Here is a 16190-nt window from a genome sequence, read left to right as displayed (position 1 = left end):
TTAAGATTTAATAAGATTAAGGATGATCTCTATCGATTAAGAATTTTGAATCGCACACACCGTCTTTTGCCTGCCCATACCTATTGCCTGAGCAACGGGCTGGGCGTCATTCTTCACCCTATCCCAATTGCCGATTCTGCAACTGTCGATGTCTGGGTTCGGACAGGCGGGCGCAACGAGCCACCAGAGTGGCTAGGCATCTCCCATTTTCTGGAGCACATGGTCTTCAAGGGCAGCGAGCGACTGGCCCCCGGCGAGCTGGATCGGGCCATCGAGGGCCGGGGGGGAATTGCCAACGCTGCTACTGGCCAGGATTACACCCACTACTACATGACAGTAGCTGCCGCCGATCTGCCGGAGACTTTGCCCTATCTGGCGGAGGCAGTGTTGCGGGCTGGGATCCCCGATCAGGAGTTTGAGCAAGAGCAGCAGGTGATTTTGGAGGAGATTCGCCGCGCTGCTGACAACCTGGGCTACACCGCCTATCAGCTCCTCATGGAAACTGCCTTTGGGGTGGAGCACCCCTATGGGCGACCTGTGCTGGGCACGCCGGCAAGCCTGATGGGGTTGACCCCAGAGCTACTACGCGCCTACCACCGCGGCTGGTACCGACCCGAATTCATGACGGTGGTGGTGACGGGAGGCATTGATCCTGAGCGAGCTCTGGCCTTGGTGGAAAAGGAGTTTGGCGGCTCCGCCGGTGGCCCTGGTTGGATTGCCCCTCCGATCTCTCCTCAGCCCCGCCCGCAGGGGGTTCTGCGCCGCGAAAGCGCCCACGCCCGCGCAGAAGAGGCCCGCCTGAAATTAGCCTGGCCCACTGTCAGCCTCGACGCCTGGGAGCAGGTGTGCGGCCTAGAGCTGTTGGCCGTAGTGCTGGGGGAGGGCCGTAGTTCGCGGCTGGTGCATCTGTTGCGCGAGCAGCGGGGCTGGGTGAGGGCTATCGGCTGCTCTTCGCTGGTGCTGAAGGAGGGGGGGCTCTTTTGCATCAGCGCTCAACTGGAGGTAGAGGATTTGGCACAGGTGGAGTCAACCATCCTGCACGAGATCGAGAAGTTACAGCAGGACGGCATTGGCCAAGCGGAGCTGGATCGCGCCCGGCGCATGCTCACCCACGAGCTGCTCTTCTCCGCCGAGTCCCCCAGTCAACTGGCCAGCCTCTACGGCTACTACGAGACCCTGGTTGGGGTACAGCGCCTGCAGGAGTACCTGGAGCTGTTGCAAGCGTTTACTCCGGCGCAAATCCGCGAGCTGGCGCAGCAGTATCTCTCCCCTCAGGCTTACGTGGTCGCTCTGCTCAAGCCGGCTGCCTCTGACGCTGCCGCGGCTTCGGAGCTGCAACTGGCCTGCCGTTGATGGCCTTTCAGTCTTGGATCCCTTGCCCAATGCACCCCACCCTGTCCACCACCCAACGCGGCCATCTGCAGCGCCTCTGCTTGACCAACGGCATCACGCTGCTGGTGGGCCAGAACGCGGCGGTGGAGATCCTGGCTGCCCACTGTTTTTTTCGCGGCGGCAGCCGGGTAGAGCAACCGCAGCAGGCGGGCTTGAGCCAGTTGCTGGCCGCTGTCCTCACCAAGGGCAGCCGGCAGCGCGACTCCCAGGCTATTGCCGCTTGGGTGGAATCGTTGGGAGCTTCCCTTTCGGTAGACAGCGCCGCCGATCATTTCGAGGTCGCCCTGCGCTGTGTAGCGGAGGATTTTCCGGAGCTGTTGCAGTTGCTGGCGGAGATCCTCCGCGATCCCAGCTTTCCCGAGGCAGAGGTGGCGCGGGAGCGGGACTTGATGCTGCAAGCCATTCGCGCCCGACAGGAACGGCCTTTCAGCTTGGCTTTTGATCAGGTGCGGCGGGCCCTCTATGGGGATCACCCCTACGCCCTGCCAGAGCTGGGAGGAGTGGAAACAGTGGGATCCCTGACCCGCGAGGATTTGCTGGCCTACCACGCCACCTACTGCCGCCCAGAGGGCATGGTGATGGCGGTGATCGGCCCAGAGCCGCCCGAGACAGTGGCGGCCCAAGTGGAAGCGGCTCTGGGAGATTGGGTGAGCGCCGGCCCGCCCGCCCCCGACCCAGCCCTGCCGCTGTCTCCCTTGGAGAGGCCGCAACTGCTGAAGCTGCCCCAGCCCACCCAGCAGACGACGATCTTGATGGGCTTCCGCGGCTCCCCTGCCGCTTCCGCCGACTATCCGGCCCTGAAGCTATTGGCCACCTACCTGGGCAGCGGCCTGTCCAGCCGCCTGTTTGTGGAGCTGCGCGAGCGCAGCGGCCTGGCCTATGAGGTCTCGGCCTTTTTTGCCACCCGCCGGGATCCCGCCCCTTTTGGGGCCTACCTGGGCACGGCACCGGAGAACACTTTGGTGGCCCTGGAGCGCCTGCAAGCGGAGATCCGTCGCCTCCACGACACCCTCCTGAGCGGCGAGGAAGTGGAGATGGCCCAGCGCAAGCTCTTGGGCCAATATGCCCTCAGCAAACAAACCAACGCCCAAGTGGCCCAACTGGCCGGTTGGTACGAGATTTTGGGCCTGGGCCTGGAGTTCGACCAGCAGTATTTGCAGCGAGTAAGGCAGCTCACCCCTGCCCATCTCCATCAGGCCGCAACAACCTACCTGGTCAACCCGGCCATTGCCCTGGTGGGGCCGGAAGAAGCTTTGGCAAAAGTTGAACTGTAGGTGGGTGCCACGAGGCAGGCTGCCGACTTCTGCGCAGCGGCACGACGGGGCTTGCCGCGCACCGGGTCAGTTTCCGGATCAGGCTTTTTCAAGACGCGACCCTTACTGCTGCTGGCCCCCAGCAGCTAGGACGGCGGTCAGGGTAGGGCTTAGAGGATAGAGAGGGAGGTTCCAGACGCTCTTGTGCTGGGTTCCCTTCTCCCCCAGGGCGAGAGCCCCCTCCAGTTCCCTAGAAGTCGAGATCCCAGAGGGGGAAAAATCCCACCAGCAGCTCCACAATCACCAAAGCGGGCAGCAGGTTGGCCACCCGCAGGCGGGCCAGGCCGAGCAGGTTAATGCCAATACCCAGGATGAGGATCCCGCCAGTGGCTTCCAAGGCGGCGAGCAGGTCTGGGCGCAACAGCGGCTGCAGTTGCCGCGCCAGCAGGGCCACGCCTCCCTGAACCAAGAGCACCGGCAGGGCGGAAAACAGCGTGCCCCAGCCGAGGCTGGCCGTAAAGGCAAGGGTGGCAATGCCATCCAAGGCGGCCTTGACCAAGAGCAGCGAGGGATCCCCCAGGCCATCCTGGATAGCTCCCAGCAGAGTCATGGGGCCGACCACAAACAGGATGGTGGTGGTCACGAAGGCGCGGGCGATAGGGCTGGGGCCCAGCCAGGGGCTCACCCGCTTTTCCAGGCCCTGTCCCAGCCGCTCAAAGGCGGCCTCGAGGTCGATCCCTTCCCCCAGCAAAGCCCCCCCGATCAGGGCCAGCAAAACCGTTACCGCCTGGGCAGCGCTGCTGAGGGTGAGAGCCATCTGGATCCCCAAGACCAACACCAGGGATCCCAGGGCTTGCAACAGGGTTTGGCTTATGCGTTCGGGCAGGCGACGGCCCGCCGCCCAACCGAGGCCGCTGCCCACTAGGATCGCGAGGGCATTGACAAGGGTGCCGGTGCCGGGAGGAGCCATACAACGTGCCCAGAGCTAAGCTTTCTCGATTATTTCTCAGTCTCGGATATAAGGTTCGTCCCAAGCCTGCGCGGAAACACCTGGGCAGATGCACCATTTCTGCTGCCGATCCTGGCTATACTGAGGACACGCCCGCCCAGGCTAGAGGTGGGCTTTTACTCGGCAAAAATTCAGATGAGCTTTTGGAAAGGCCTGTTTGCGGCAGCAGGGGCCGCTACAACCAAAGAGCCGGCGCAAACAGCCAAAGCCGACCGTCGCCAGGAAACGTTGGCGGTGGGGGGGGAGACTATTGTCTTTAGCCTGGATCCCAACTTGGATCTGTATGAGCTGGAGGAACTTTGCGATGCAGTAGGGTGGTCGCGTCGCCCCATCCACAAGGTTAGGAAAGCCCTGCAACACAGTTTTCTGGTGGTGTCGATGTGGCAGCAGCGGGGCAGCTACCGTCGCCTCATCGGCTTTGCCCGCGCCACCTCTGACCACGCCTTCAATGCCACCATCTGGGATGTGGTGGTGCATCCTGAGTTTCAGGGCCGGGGGCTGGGCAGGCGGCTGATGGAAAAGGTGATCCACGAGCTGCGCGCCCAAGACATCAGCAACATCACCCTCTTTGCCGACCGCGATGTGGTTAGCTTCTACGAGCGGCTGGGCTTTACGCCCGACCCGGAGGGGATCAAGGGCATGTTCTGGTACCCCCGCTAGCCCATGGCTGCTCTGCCCACGGTGATCTTGCCCGGTTATCTGGCGGGCGCCTCTGAGTATGAGCCTTTGCGTCGGGAGCTGGAGGCCCGCGGTTACCCGGCTCGGGTGGTGCCGCTGCAGGTGCGCAGTTGGCTGCCTACCCTGGGAGGAAGGCCCGTCACGCCCATCTTGCAGGCGCTGCAGGCCACGATTCGGCGTACCCAAGCCGAGTTTGAAGTGGACCGGGTTAACCTGGTGGCCCACTCCGCGGGCGGCTGGATTGCCCGCATCTACCTGGGATCCGTGCCCTACGGGGGGCAGGTCTGGCAGGGGCGGGAGCACGTTTCCACCCTAATTAGCCTGGGATCCCCGCACACCAGCCGGGAGCGCTGGACAAGGCGCAACCTGGACTTCGTTAACACCCACTACCCGGGAGCCTTCTGGCCACAGGTCAAATACGTCTGTGTGGCGGGCAAGGCCATCCAAGGGCGGCGCGTGGGCCTGGGATCGCTATGGCGGCAGGAGCATTATCTGGCTTGGCTGGCCTACAACAGCTACCGGCTTACCGCCGGCCAAGGGGAGCTGTGGGGAGATGGCATCACCCCCATTGAGGCCGCCCATCTGCCAGGGGCCATCAACCTCACCCTTCCCGACTGTCACCATTCTGGTCGAGGCGGGCGGCGCTGGTACGGCTCGCCTGAGGTGGTGGACAGGTGGGCCCCCTATTTGGTCTAGGGGGTTTTAGCCGCTGGACTCCCTGCGATCGGCGGCGGGAGTCTCGGGCAGCGAGGCGGTGGATTGGCGGCGCTCCTGTTGGCGCCGGGCCGCTTTCACCATCTCCTCGACGATGGCCCGCGCCTGCTTCAGGCGATCCAAGTTGCTGCGGTAAAGCTCCAGATCTTTTTTGACTCGCTCCGGCGAAAAGGGTAGGTTGCCGATCACGTCCTCCAGAAAGTGGCGGGTGCGCTCTTCCGGCTCCTTGTAGAGCGAGGTGGCCACCGCTTCGTAGGCCGTGTAGAGGCCAACCGCCAAAACTCGGCTGTAGGCGTAGGGGGGCTGGGTCATGCGCTGCAAAATCGCCTTCAGCCCGCCCACATCTTCTGCCTCCGGCTTGAGACAGAGCAGGTTGTATCGCTGGACGGGATCCCCGCTGCGCATCAGCTCCAGCAGGTCGCGGGCGTTCTTGCGCAACACCTCCGGCTTCAGGTGCAGCGCCTTGCAGAGGGCGTTGAAGATGGCCTCGCGCTGCTCTGGGGGATGGTAGGCTTCCATCAGGCTGTCGTAGAGAGTAACCAGACCCAGGGCAAAAAAAGGATCGTAGACGAAGGCGCTGTTGACGGTGGTCAGGTGCAGCTCCACCAGCAACTCCTCCACCACTCGCCGGTAGGCGGCGTTGATCGGACGAGGGTAGGCGCTGAAAAAGGCCGCTTTGGTGGCGGAGAGGGTACGAACAGGGTTCACAGGCAGAGAAAGAGAGACCTTGAGGCAGATTTATTGCTTTCCTCTATTGTCCCCTGCAGCGACTCTGAGGGCAAGCAAGGGCCCCGGTTCCGCTATGGTGGGATACGGATGGGGAACCCTGGCTGGATCGAACAAGTGGATCGAATGAGAAGATGGCAGCAACAGAGGGAACAGTGGTGGTGAAGATCGGCACCTCCAGCTTGACAGACATGCAGACGGGCTCGCTGCGCCTTTCCGTGCTGGGGCCGCTGGTGGAGGTGCTGACTCGGCTGCGCAGCCAGGGCTATGCGGTAATCCTTGTCTCCTCCGGAGCGGTAGGGGTAGGCTGTGCCCGCCTGGGCCTGCGCCAACGACCCACGGCAATTGCAGAAAAACAGGCGGTGGCAGCAGTGGGGCAGGGACGGCTAATTCGCCTATACGATGATCTCTTCTCTGCTCTCAACCAACCCATTGCTCAGGTGCTGCTTACCCGCGGCGACTTTGTGGAGCGCAGCCGCTATGTCAATGCCAATCGCACCTTCACCCAACTGCTGCAGATGGGGGTTATCCCTATCGTCAACGAGAACGATACGGTGGCAGTGGAGGAGCTGAAGTTTGGTGACAATGATTCCCTCTCTGCCCTCGTGGCCAGCATGGTACAGGCCAAGTGGCTGATCCTGCTCACCGACGTGGACAGGCTCTATTCGGCGGATCCCCATCGGGACCCCTCCGCCGAGCCGATCGAACGGGTGTGGCGCGGGATGCCGCTGCAGATAAAGGCGGAAGCCCAAGGCAAAAGTGGCTGGGGCACGGGCGGCATGGCCACCAAGCTCACGGCGGCTCAAATCGCCACAGCCGCCGGCGTGACGGTGGTGATCACCAACGGCAAACGGCCCGATCAGATCCCGGCCATCTTGGCCGGAGAGCCCATCGGCACCCGCTTTGAGCCAGCTCCCCAGCCCGTTAGTGCTCGCAAGCGGTGGATTGCCTACGGCCTCATCCCCGAGGGATCCCTGACTCTGGATGAGGGAGCTGTAAGGGCAGTCTGTGAGCAGGGGCGCTCGCTGCTGCCGGCAGGGATCACCGACGTTTCTGGCGACTTTGAGGCAGGGGCAGCCGTGCGCCTGTGCGATCCCGGCGGACGGGAGGTGGGGCGGGGCCTGGTCAACTACAGCGCCGAGGAACTGCGGCGGATCAAAGGCAAGAAAACCGCCGAGATCCCCTACATCTTGGGCTACGAGGGAGTCGATACAGCGGTTCACCGGGATAACCTGGCCCTGCTTGACTAACACCTCAATCCCCCGGCTTAACCACCCACTCCACGGGGGTTTTGCTGGGATCGGGCAATTTCAGCGAAAACAGCCCTGCCATCAAAATCAACAGGGTGGAAAACCAGAGGCAGCCCTCCAGACCGTAAAGCTGGAAGAGGATCCCCGAAGTCACCGTCCCCAGCAGGCGCCCACCGGAGTTGGCCATGTAGTAAAAGCCCACGTTGAGGGCGACATCGTCATCCTCTGTGTAGGCCAGTACCAGATAGGAGTGCACCGCCGAGTTGAAGGCAAAGACGATCCCGAAGAGGATGAGGCCGCCGGTAACCACCCATTGCGGCGGCAGGCCGGCCATAAAAGCGGTAGCAATGAGTGCCGGCACCGCCGTCAAGGTGAACGTCCAGATCTGGATGGTGCGGGCCTTGGGGGCGCGACCCGGGCGACCTCCTCCCAGGAGCTGGGGCGCTAGGAACTGGATGATCCCATAGCCAATGACCCAGAGGGCCATGTAGCTGCCCACCTGCATAAAGCTCCAGCCTAGGCTGTCGTAGAGGAACACCGGCAGGGCCACCACAAACCACACATCGCGCGACCCAAAGAGGAAAAAGCGGGCGGCTGAGAGGAGGTTGATCTCGCGGCTTTTGGAAAACAGCCGCTTGAAGGGGATCTTGGCCTTGACCTTGCCCATGTCCGCCGGCAGCAGGATCCCGGAACAGAAGATCAAAGCCAGCGCCCCCGCCTGGACGAAATTGGCCATGCGGAAGCCCATGGGATCCCCGTAGATCTCAGTGAAGATCTGCAGCAGGGCCGCCCCGACGAAAAACCCTACCCCCTTGAGGGCGTTTTTGGATCCCGTCAGCATGGCCACCCAGCGGAAGAGGCGGGACTCGGCCTCCTTGGGCACCACCAGGCGGATGGCGCTTTTGGAGCTCATCTTGGTGAGATCTTTGGCGATCCCGGCCAGGGCTTGGGCCGTCATCACATAGGCCACCTGGCCCCAGACCGGCCATTGCAGGTTGATCACCCCCAGCATCACCAAGCCGAAGATCTGGATGGCGATGCCCCCGTACAGCGTCAGCCGCAGGCCAAACAGGGATCCAATCCAGCCGCCCAGAAAGTTGGTGATCACCCCAAAGATCTCGTAGAAGAGAAACAGCATGGCAATCTGAATCGGGGTGAAGCCCAACTTGTGGAAGTGGAGCAGCACCAACATGCGGATGGCGCCGTCGGTGAGGGTAAAGCCCCAGTAGGCAGCCGTTACCAGGGCATAGTTGCGCACGGCGGCAGCTTGGGCGCTCGAGACAGCAGTCATGGGCAGGCCTCCAAGGGGGATGCTTCAAAAAACGCTTCTATAAACTGAGGGCCACCTTGCGGGCCAATTCCGCCATGCGGTTGGCGTAGCCCCATTCGTTGTCGTACCAGGCCAGGATCTTCACCTGCGTGCCATCTACCACCATGGTGGAAGGGGCATCCACAATGCTGGAGCGGGGATCCCCCTTGAAATCCACCGAGACCAGCGGCAGCTCCTCATAGCCAAGGATGCCCTTGAGTTCCCCCTCGGCTGCCGTTTTTAAGAGATGATTCACCTCTTCCACCGTGGTGGGCCGCTTTACCTCGAACACCGCGTCGGTCAAAGAGGCATTGAGCAGGGGCACGCGCACGGCAAGGCCGTTGAGCTTTCCCTTCAGCTCAGGGTAGATGAGGCCGATGGCCTTGGCCGAGCCGGTGGTGGTGGGCACCAAAGACAGCAGAGCCGAGCGGGCCCGCCGCAGGTCTTTGTGGGGGGCATCCACCATACTTTGGGTATTGGTGACGTCGTGGACGGTGGTGATCACCCCGTGCAGGATGCCGATCCCCTCGTGGATGACCTTTACCAAGGGGGCCAGGCAGTTGGTGGTGCAGGAGGCGGCTGTGAGCAAATGGTGGCGAGCGGGGTCGTAGAGGTGGTCGTTGACGCCCATGACGATGTTGAGGGCCTCTTCATCCTGGACGGGGGCAGCCACAATGACTTTGCGCACCCCTGCTTTGAAGTAGGCATCCAGCTCTGCCGCCTTGACGAATTTGCCCGAGCACTCCAGCACCAGGTCGATCCCCAGATCCGCCCAAGGGACTTCGCCGGGAGATTTGAACTCGCTGAAGGTAAGGGTTTTGTCTTGGATGCGCAGCCGTTGCTCAGATGCCTCGATGTCGGTGTTCCAGCGGCCCTGCACTGAGTCGAACTTGAGCAGGTGAGCCGCAGTAGCAGGCCCACCTTTGATCTCGTTGATGTGGGCAAACTCCAGCTCCGGCCAACCCCAAGCCGCCCGCAGCACCAAACGCCCAATGCGGCCAAAACCGTTGATACCCACCCGTGCCGCCATAGATCCCCTCCCCCCAGCCGAATCTCGCCTAAAGCCTAGCAGAGCTAACTCGGGGTTATCAAGTTAAGGAGAATCGGCCAGGCCCTGGGCAACCTTGCACTCTTCCAATTCCAAAGCCACCCAAAGGGCCTTTCCCTGTCCCTTGCTCCGTGTCGACCTGGCTGCAGGCAGGGAACCTGTGGGATCGCTGCAGCAACAGGGGGGCAAGTAGGGCCAATTTGCCTGGGCTGGCCTGCTGCTCTCGCCTAGGGCCGGCGGGAGTTGTTGACGTCCAAGGCCGGCCATTCCACCCGTTCCACCTGGGGTCGAAAGCCCAGCCAAGGAGTGGCCAACTGGGCAAACCGCTCCGGATCCCCACTCACATAGAAGCGGTGAGGTTCTGCCTGGCTAGCAGTTGAGGGTCGGCGCAGGCCCCAGAGGCTGAGTTCCCGGGCCAGGGATCCCACCAGCGCCACGCCGGGATCCACCCGTCTGACCGAAGAGGGCAGCAAGGACTTCAGGAGAGGATCCAGCAGCGGGTAGTGGGTGCAGCCGTAGACGAGGGTGTCGATCCCCTGTTGCAGGAGCGGCTGCAAATAGCGTTCAGCCGCTTGGCGCAGCTCGGGGCCGTCCAACTGGCCGGCTTCGATGAGGGGGACGAACTCCGGGCAGGCCTGCTCCCAGCACTGGACAGGTTGGGGAAAGCGCCGGGGATCCAGGGCGCTGTACTCTTGAATGGCCTTGGAGTAGGCGCGGCTTTTGACCGTGGCTGCCGTGGCAATGACCCCAATGCGGGATCCCTGGGCCAGGGCCGCCTGGGCGCCGGGCAGGATCAGCCCCAGAATGGGCAGGGCAAACTCCTGCTGCACCTGCTCCAGGGCCAGCGCCGAGCTGGTGTTGCAGGCCATCACCACCACCTTCACCGGCTGCGCCTGCATCCAGCGGAGGATCTGCCGCACAAAAGTCAAGATCTCCTCGGCGGAGCGATCCCCATAGGGCAGCCGCGCCGTGTCGGCAAAGTAGACAAGGCGCTCCTGGGGCAAGCGACGGCGCAGGGCCCGCCAGACGGTGAGCCCGCCCAAGCCACTGTCAAACACCCCAATTGGCCAACTGGGATCCGGATCTGATCCCCACTCCCAACGCATGCTCCGTTCTCCTCAACACCTTGGCTGAAGCTGCTGTATCCTACCCTGCTTCCGAGAGTCTCGGCGACAGCTTCCCTACCCTGGGACTTCGTCCCTTCACGGAGTGGGCCGTAGGGGCGAACGGCTCAAACCAAAGATCCGACCGAGTCCCTATCTTTGGCGGCTACGCAGAAAGGCCTCGATGCCCTCGGCAATGGCCCGCGCCAAAATGGCCTGGTATTCGGGGGTAGCCAACTTTCGCCCTTCGGTTGGGTTGGTTACATACCCCAGCTCCAGCAGCACCGAAGGCATGCCCACCGGCGTTTCCCGCACCATGAAGAAGCGGGCCCGTCGCACCCCCCGGTCGGCGGCGCCGCTGGCCCTCACCAAGCTGCGGTGCAAGACCACAGCCAGCTCGGCGCTGTCGGGCCGCAGGTAGTAGGTCTCAATGCCGTGGATGCTGGAGCGCTCTAGAGCATTGGCGTGGATGCTCACCAGCAGAGTGGCGTTGGCCTGCACGGCCATATCCACCCGCGGCTGCAGCAGCACTTCCCGGTCGTCGGTGCGGGTCATCACCACCTCATACCCCCGCTCTTGCAACAGGTGTCGTACCTGGTGGGAAACGGAGAGCACGATGTCCTTTTCCTGGATCCCACCCACCCCAATGGCACCGGGATCCCGTCCGCCGTGGCCTGGATCGATGGCGATGACCGTCCGGCCCCGGCGGGAAGGAAGGGAAGCTTGGGCAGGCGGTTGCGGCTGGGGTGCGGACGGCGGAGCGTGGAGGGGGCGCAGCTCCAGGGTGATGCGGCGGGATCCCTGGCCGGGATTGGGCTCAAAGACGTTGAACTCTTCGGCAGGTTGCACCAGAATGCTGACCGTGCGGGCATCTTCCTGCACAAAGCGGATCCGCTGCACCGGCCCTCCAATTGGCAAGCCGGGATCCGGCAAGGACTCGGGTAGGCGGGCCGGTGCCACGTTGATGCGGTAGCCGCCGCTTTCCGGATCCCAGCCGGCCCGGTAGAACATGAACCCATCGGCGCTGATGATGAGCTGATTCCCCCGCAGCTCCACAGAGCGCAAGGTAGCCAGGGGCCCTTGGGAGTCGGCAGAGCTGAGATCGGGCAGAAGGCTGGCCTGGGCAGCACCCCCGGCGGGCTGGATCCAGATTCCTCCCTGCTGCGGGTCGTAGCGGGCCTCCCAGTCGCCACTGGAAGGATCCACATCCAAGACCACGCGGGCGATGGTGGGCTCGAATTGCCCCACCCGCAGCCGCGAAACCCCCAGGCGGTTGACGGTATAGACCCGCTGGGTGAGGGCGGGGCTGAGGGTGGTGTTGAGAAAATCCACCACCACTCGATCCGGATCGAGGATGCGCCGCACCGTGGTGGAAGGGCTACCCTGAGTGCGGATGAAAAAGCCCTCCGCTTGCGGAGAAATGGCCAAGATCCGATGGCTGGAAGGGGAGGTTGCAGGAGGAGAGAGTGGGCTGGCTTCGGGGCGGCGGGGCAGCGGCGGGGACGGTGAGATGGGATCCCTGGGGCCGGCTGCCGAGGGAAATAGCGGTGCTGCTGCGGGCAAGGGCTGCTCGGGTTGGAGGAACTGGACAGCCCAGCGGGAGGGACCAGCCGTGAGCAGTTGCAGTTGGTCGAGGCTGAGAGGCTGATCCGGCTGCAGGTGCAGCACAAAGCGAGTGATCGTTGGGGTGAACTGTTTGATCTCCAACGAGGTAACCCGCCCCGGAAAGGTCTGGGTTTGGGGCTCCCGCCCAAAGAGAGTGTTGGGAAAATCCAGCACTACCCTAGGAGGGTTTTGCAGCACAAACAGAAAAGGACGCACCTCTCCCTGGGTGTTGACCTCTAGCCATCCCCGCTGCGGGTCGTAGTGCCAACTCTCGATGCGAGACAAGCCAGGAACGGCGGTCAGCTCTGCTTGAGCGGGCAAGGGGGAAAATAAACCTGCTCCGGCCAAGCCCAGCAGCAGCGTTGCCCCCCACAGAGAGCTCTGCCTAGACAGTTTGGGCTCCCGTTCCAATCCAGGCATGAATTGCACCCACTCCGGCACACCTGCTGCCCTCAACTATACCAAGCTCCCCCCAGAGCGGCCTGAGAGGGAGCGCAATTTCGCCGTTGCCAGTCGGCCCAGGCCACAATGGGTAGGGATCCTCGTCCTGCCTCTGGAGTGTGGATGTCCCCCCTACCTGATCCCCTCCCCCTGGCCCGCGCTGGGGACAGCCAAGCGATCCTGCGGGTGGTTCGGGCAGAGCTCCTGAAGTGGCGCTGGCCCGCGCAAGTGTATCTTGCCGACAACACCTTGCGCATCGACCTGCTGGGATCCCCGTCCCAAAGCCCCTCTCCGCCGGTTGTTGTGGCCCGGCTGTTTTTGATGGTGAAGCAACTGCGGATTCCACGCCTAGAGCAATTGGAAATCCGCGCTTTCTGTGGCTCTCAGTTGCTTTGGCAGCGCAGCCTGCGTTTGAGATCCCAAAAGCGATGGGATCGGTTTTCTTTTGATAGCTGGGCGATAAATATCTGGGCTTACCCAGTTGCATTTGTGGTAGCCCTGCTGGTAAACAGCATTGCCCTATTGGAGTTGTTACATTTGCCTTGGCACATTTGGATTCACGAGCTGGGCCATGCCAGCATTGCCTGGTGGAGCGGGCATCGAGCTTTGCCCTTACCTTTTGGCTGGACCAGCATCAGTCCGGAAAAGGATCCCTTTGTGTACTTTGGGATCCTCTTTTTGCTGAGCTTGCTATTCTGGTCGACCCGCAAGGAGCGGATTCGATGGCTACAGGCATTGGTTGTTGTTCTTGCGCTGCTGCAGTTTTATATGACCTGGCTAATGCCCAATCGCACCAAAGAAATGCTAATTACCTTTGGCGGCGTGGGCGGCGAGTTTTACATCAGCACCTTCTTGATGGCCTGCTTTTATCTTCGCTTGCCAGATCGCTGGCGGTGGGACTTTTGGCGATTCGTCGTTCTGGGAGTTGCAGCCAGCAGCCTCTGGAGAAGCTTTTGGCAATGGCACAGAATCCAAAAAGGGCTAGCTCCGATCCCGTGGGGAACTCTGCTGTGTGGCCAGGGGGATGCTGGTGGGGATATGAACCGCTTGGTTGATGATTTTGGCTGGAGTGCCGACCAAATTATCCAGACCTACAAATGGTTAGGGAACTTGTGCATTTTGTTTATATTGGGCTTGTATATCGTATTTTTATTGCGAATGAACGATGGGATTTGGCTAAACCTACAAGCAAGGCTGATCCTCTGGGCTGATGCTCTTTCTGTGCCAAGCAAACACCGCTGAGGTAGGGCAGAGCAGGATCCTACCGGCATCGCATTCTAGGTAGGATCTCAGGCAATTAAGCCGGCTGGGGAGGACACCAGAAAAGATTGCGGCTGGAAACTCCCAGAGAATGGAGGATCTCTCTCATGATCTCTGTGCAGTACCGCCAATGCTCGGGATCCGCACACATGCGGTCGGGGTTGAACTCCATATCGTAGTGGATGACATTGGGGATCCCGGCAAACTCCTCTGAAGGCTGAGGGGAAATGATAAGGAGTAGGAAGGGCTTGCCCTTTCGCTTAGCGGACAATTTATCCATCAAGTCGATCACCGCGCCCCGCTGACAGCCGCCTGTGCGCACGAACAAGGTCTTGTCCGCCTTTTCCAAGACATATAGAAAGCGCTTGGCGCGAGCTGTATAACGAGTCCGCATCCGCTCATGGATTGGATTCATATTCTGCAGGGGGTCTTCCCCCTCTTCCACCTCATGGCCGAAAGAAAGACCTGTCCACTTGCTGTGATAAATTCGCCTGTCTTCAGGGCTGTAGTGCAAATATTGCGGATCCCACATGCCCTGAAACTCGTGGTGGATCATATCGGCTACATCCGCTAGGTTGCTGGTGCGGGTTAGATCAAACGGAAAGGCAGGCCCGTCGTATTCCAACTTGTAGAGCAGCATCCGCACCGCACAGCGATCCCCCAGGGGAACAACAGCAACGCGATGAATATCAGATAAGGCGCATGTGTATTCCAATAGCATGACCGAGTTGGGAGCAGCCTTGACCCGGCTTTCCAACCCCCCCTCTCCAATCATCAACGTGCGAAAGGGAGCATCGCGATAGAGGGGATCCTCATAAACGCCTGTTGGCAGAGCTTTGAGGGCAGCCCGCACTTCTTTCCACATAGGGTGGATGTTGTACTCATAGCTGCTTTGGTTAATCACACACAGGCGGGGCTTGGGATCCAAGCCGGCGGATGGGTAGCTAAGTTTGAGGAGTGTTAGAGTCCCGTCACTAAAGACTATTTCTGAAGATTCCGGAGAGAAAAAATCGGCTGCCGGAGAAAAGACAAGGTCGGCATCTGGGGGAATGGAAAGGGTTGTTTGAATCAAGCCATTCTCATGAATGGAGAGGGAGTACAAAGGTTGATCTTGCCCTTTCTCACCGCTTTTACCAATATATAAGCCTGGCTGTAGTCGAGCTTCTTGAAAAGCAGCTTGTAAAGATTGCCAAGTCGGTGTCAAGGTGTAATCATAAGGAGTAATATTAACAAGGCGGAATCGATTCTGACCCTCCAAGGCCGCCCAAAAGCCAGAGGGATCCTCAAAAATCAGCTTTTCTTTGGATGATGCCAGCTTTAGGGGGGCTGACTTCACAGTGTTGGGATCAAAAATCGAGAGGTCAATAGCCGCAAACATGAGTTGGTGCCCCTTGGTATTAGGGTGGGCCGCGTCAAAAGCCAGATCTGGCTTCCAGCGCCCCTGGCCATCGTCTAAGATGGGCAGCCAGTTGAACACGGGGCATCCCCAACTGAGCATCCTTTGCTGAGTTTCCTGCAAAAGCAGATGCTGTTCTAGGCCGTAGTCTGCATGGGGGTAAACCCCTCCCAAAACTGGCAAGGCTCCAATGTCTTGAATTCGCTGAATTAACCGCTGCAGGCCGTTTTCAAACCGCCTTTGGACGGCACGGCGATGCTCCGGCAGAGCCGTGGCCAAGCCTTCATTTCCCAAAGACAAGGCAACAATAACGACATCGGGATGTTCAGGGATCACCACCTGCTCAAATCGGGCCAGGGTTCGGCTGACGTTTGCCCCCAATTCGGAGAGGTTCCGCACTTGATGGCCATAGCGTTCTCGTAGAGCTTTCTGCAACAGCCAGGCCCATCCTCGCAACAGCCAGGCGCTGCACCCCAGGGCCACCGAACTGCCCAAGACGACTATCTTCAGTCCCGGACAATCTTCGGGCTCAGGCTCGCTCACCGGCAAGGCAAAATAGCCGTATGGATAGAAAGGGATCCGGCCAAACTCGCCATCTTCCACGATCAAAACTGCCGGCAAAGGTTCCGGCTCAAGCGGCACCCAGCGATTCCTATCGGCGGCTTCCCAAATAACTTCGCCATCGGCCTGAACGCGCAGGTACCGGTACTGATACATTTACGCTGAACACTGCTGAGCATTACTGCTCAGCGGTGAAGCGATAGCATTCTGTCCGTTTCCGTTGTCACTACGCGACGCTGACGCGACCGCGCTACTCGGACGGAGTCCAAACAGAAAGGCGGTATCCCGCAAAGCCCTGAGCATAACGCCCAGAGCGCCTTGCCAATCTCGTGGTAGCCTATGGTTGCACTTTGGGCATCTAAACACCTTTGCGCCACCCAACTTAGTGTGGATGTGCCCGCACTTGGTACAGGTTTTGCTGGTGTACGCTTCCGATACTTCCACG

General features: G+C 61.0%; 14 protein-coding genes. 6 read left to right on the top strand and 8 right to left on the bottom strand.

Features of this window, described 5'->3' with window-relative positions:
* The first annotated feature begins 45 nt into the window (after positions 1–45).
* Together SYN63AY4M2_RS10675 and SYN63AY4M2_RS10670 are read left to right on the top strand one after the other, a co-directional pair.
* Positions 46–1353, top strand: coding sequence for a pitrilysin family protein (locus SYN63AY4M2_RS10675; protein WP_011430985.1), 1308 nt, complete (start codon positions 46–48; stop codon positions 1351–1353).
* Positions 1353–2666 (top strand): pitrilysin family protein, encoded by a 1314-nt coding sequence (locus SYN63AY4M2_RS10670; RefSeq protein ID WP_099887369.1) that lies wholly within the window; start codon positions 1353–1355, stop codon positions 2664–2666. The genes SYN63AY4M2_RS10675 and SYN63AY4M2_RS10670 overlap by 1 nt, the downstream gene beginning before the upstream one ends.
* 229 nt (positions 2667–2895) lie before the next feature.
* Here the strand turns inward: SYN63AY4M2_RS10670 and SYN63AY4M2_RS10665 are convergent, their stop codons facing one another.
* Entirely contained in the window at positions 2896–3615 is a 720-nt protein-coding gene (locus tag SYN63AY4M2_RS10665; protein ID WP_011430987.1) for a DUF554 domain-containing protein, read from the bottom strand.
* 174 nt (positions 3616–3789) lie between these two features.
* On the opposite strand from SYN63AY4M2_RS10665, the gene SYN63AY4M2_RS10660 reads away from it, so the two are divergent.
* Both SYN63AY4M2_RS10660 and SYN63AY4M2_RS10655 read left to right on the top strand, forming a co-directional pair.
* Positions 3790–4314, top strand: coding sequence for a GNAT family N-acetyltransferase (locus SYN63AY4M2_RS10660; protein WP_011430988.1), 525 nt, complete (start codon positions 3790–3792; stop codon positions 4312–4314).
* 3 nt (positions 4315–4317) lie between these two features.
* A complete protein-coding gene (locus SYN63AY4M2_RS10655) occupies positions 4318–5028 on the top strand; it encodes a hypothetical protein (protein ID WP_011430989.1) in 711 nt (236 codons plus the stop codon).
* A gap of 6 nt (positions 5029–5034) precedes the next feature.
* Here SYN63AY4M2_RS10655 and psb29 read toward each other — a convergent pair whose 3' ends face one another.
* The gene (gene psb29 / locus SYN63AY4M2_RS10650; RefSeq protein WP_011430990.1) at positions 5035–5754 is read right to left on the bottom strand and encodes a photosystem II biogenesis protein Psp29; all 720 of its coding nucleotides are present in this window, start codon (positions 5752–5754) and stop codon (positions 5035–5037) included.
* Positions 5755–5906: 152 nt separating this feature from the next.
* Between psb29 and proB the strand changes: the two genes are divergently transcribed.
* Positions 5907–7022 (top strand): glutamate 5-kinase, encoded by a 1116-nt coding sequence (gene proB, locus SYN63AY4M2_RS10645; protein ID WP_099887368.1) that lies wholly within the window; start codon positions 5907–5909, stop codon positions 7020–7022.
* A gap of 4 nt (positions 7023–7026) precedes the next feature.
* Here proB and arsJ read toward each other — a convergent pair whose 3' ends face one another.
* The 4 genes from arsJ to SYN63AY4M2_RS10625 form a co-directional block, all read right to left on the bottom strand.
* Positions 7027–8313: an organoarsenical effux MFS transporter ArsJ gene (gene arsJ, locus SYN63AY4M2_RS10640; RefSeq protein ID WP_011430992.1), complete on the bottom strand. Its 1287-nt coding sequence runs from the start codon at positions 8311–8313 to the stop codon at positions 7027–7029.
* Between the two features lie 37 nt (positions 8314–8350).
* Complete coding sequence (locus SYN63AY4M2_RS10635) at positions 8351–9361, bottom strand: ArsJ-associated glyceraldehyde-3-phosphate dehydrogenase (RefSeq protein WP_011430993.1); 1011 nt, start codon at positions 9359–9361, stop codon at positions 8351–8353.
* A gap of 245 nt (positions 9362–9606) precedes the next feature.
* On the bottom strand, positions 9607–10485 hold the full coding sequence (murI, locus tag SYN63AY4M2_RS10630) for a glutamate racemase (protein WP_011430994.1): 879 nt from the start codon (positions 10483–10485) through the stop codon (positions 9607–9609).
* 150 nt (positions 10486–10635) lie between these two features.
* The gene (locus tag SYN63AY4M2_RS10625) at positions 10636–12507 is read right to left on the bottom strand and encodes an N-acetylmuramoyl-L-alanine amidase (protein WP_011430995.1); all 1872 of its coding nucleotides are present in this window, start codon (positions 12505–12507) and stop codon (positions 10636–10638) included.
* 342 nt (positions 12508–12849) lie between these two features.
* Between SYN63AY4M2_RS10625 and SYN63AY4M2_RS10620 the strand changes: the two genes are divergently transcribed.
* A complete protein-coding gene (locus SYN63AY4M2_RS10620; protein ID WP_240527338.1) occupies positions 12850–13770 on the top strand; it encodes a hypothetical protein in 921 nt (306 codons plus the stop codon).
* Between the two features lie 55 nt (positions 13771–13825).
* On the opposite strand, the gene SYN63AY4M2_RS10615 is transcribed toward SYN63AY4M2_RS10620, so the two are convergent.
* Both SYN63AY4M2_RS10615 and SYN63AY4M2_RS10610 read right to left on the bottom strand, forming a co-directional pair.
* A complete protein-coding gene (locus tag SYN63AY4M2_RS10615) occupies positions 13826–15901 on the bottom strand; it encodes a DUF1796 family putative cysteine peptidase (RefSeq protein WP_240530532.1) in 2076 nt (691 codons plus the stop codon).
* Positions 15902–16190: zinc ribbon domain-containing protein (locus SYN63AY4M2_RS10610; protein WP_143597111.1), on the bottom strand; the 289-nt coding region annotated here is incomplete at its 5' end. It lies immediately after the preceding gene.

It is taken from the genome of Synechococcus sp. 63AY4M2, assembly GCF_002760475.1.
Taxonomy (GTDB): Bacteria; Cyanobacteriota; Cyanobacteriia; order Thermostichales; family Thermostichaceae; genus Thermostichus.
Note: the sequence above shows the minus strand (reverse complement) of the source record. Positions and strands in the feature narration are given on the sequence as shown.

Excerpts from the sequence above, each read along its gene's own strand:
- SYN63AY4M2_RS10620 (WP_240527338.1), top strand. The coding sequence starts at position 12,850 with ATGGTGAAGCAACTGCGGATTCCACGCCTAGAGCAATTGGAAATCCGC.
- SYN63AY4M2_RS10660 (WP_011430988.1), top strand. The coding sequence starts at position 3,790 with ATGAGCTTTTGGAAAGGCCTGTTTGCGGCAGCAGGGGCCGCTACAACC.
- SYN63AY4M2_RS10655 (WP_011430989.1), top strand. The coding sequence starts at position 4,318 with ATGGCTGCTCTGCCCACGGTGATCTTGCCCGGTTATCTGGCGGGCGCC.
- SYN63AY4M2_RS10635 (WP_011430993.1), bottom strand. The coding sequence starts at position 9,361 with ATGGCGGCACGGGTGGGTATCAACGGTTTTGGCCGCATTGGGCGTTTG.
- proB (WP_099887368.1), top strand. The coding sequence starts at position 5,907 with ATGGCAGCAACAGAGGGAACAGTGGTGGTGAAGATCGGCACCTCCAGC.
- arsJ (WP_011430992.1), bottom strand. The coding sequence starts at position 8,313 with ATGACTGCTGTCTCGAGCGCCCAAGCTGCCGCCGTGCGCAACTATGCC.
- murI (WP_011430994.1), bottom strand. The coding sequence starts at position 10,485 with ATGCGTTGGGAGTGGGGATCAGATCCGGATCCCAGTTGGCCAATTGGG.
- SYN63AY4M2_RS10615 (WP_240530532.1), bottom strand. The coding sequence starts at position 15,901 with ATGTATCAGTACCGGTACCTGCGCGTTCAGGCCGATGGCGAAGTTATT.
- SYN63AY4M2_RS10670 (WP_099887369.1), top strand. The coding sequence starts at position 1,353 with ATGGCCTTTCAGTCTTGGATCCCTTGCCCAATGCACCCCACCCTGTCC.
- SYN63AY4M2_RS10665 (WP_011430987.1), bottom strand. The coding sequence starts at position 3,615 with ATGGCTCCTCCCGGCACCGGCACCCTTGTCAATGCCCTCGCGATCCTA.
- SYN63AY4M2_RS10625 (WP_011430995.1), bottom strand. The coding sequence starts at position 12,507 with ATGCCTGGATTGGAACGGGAGCCCAAACTGTCTAGGCAGAGCTCTCTG.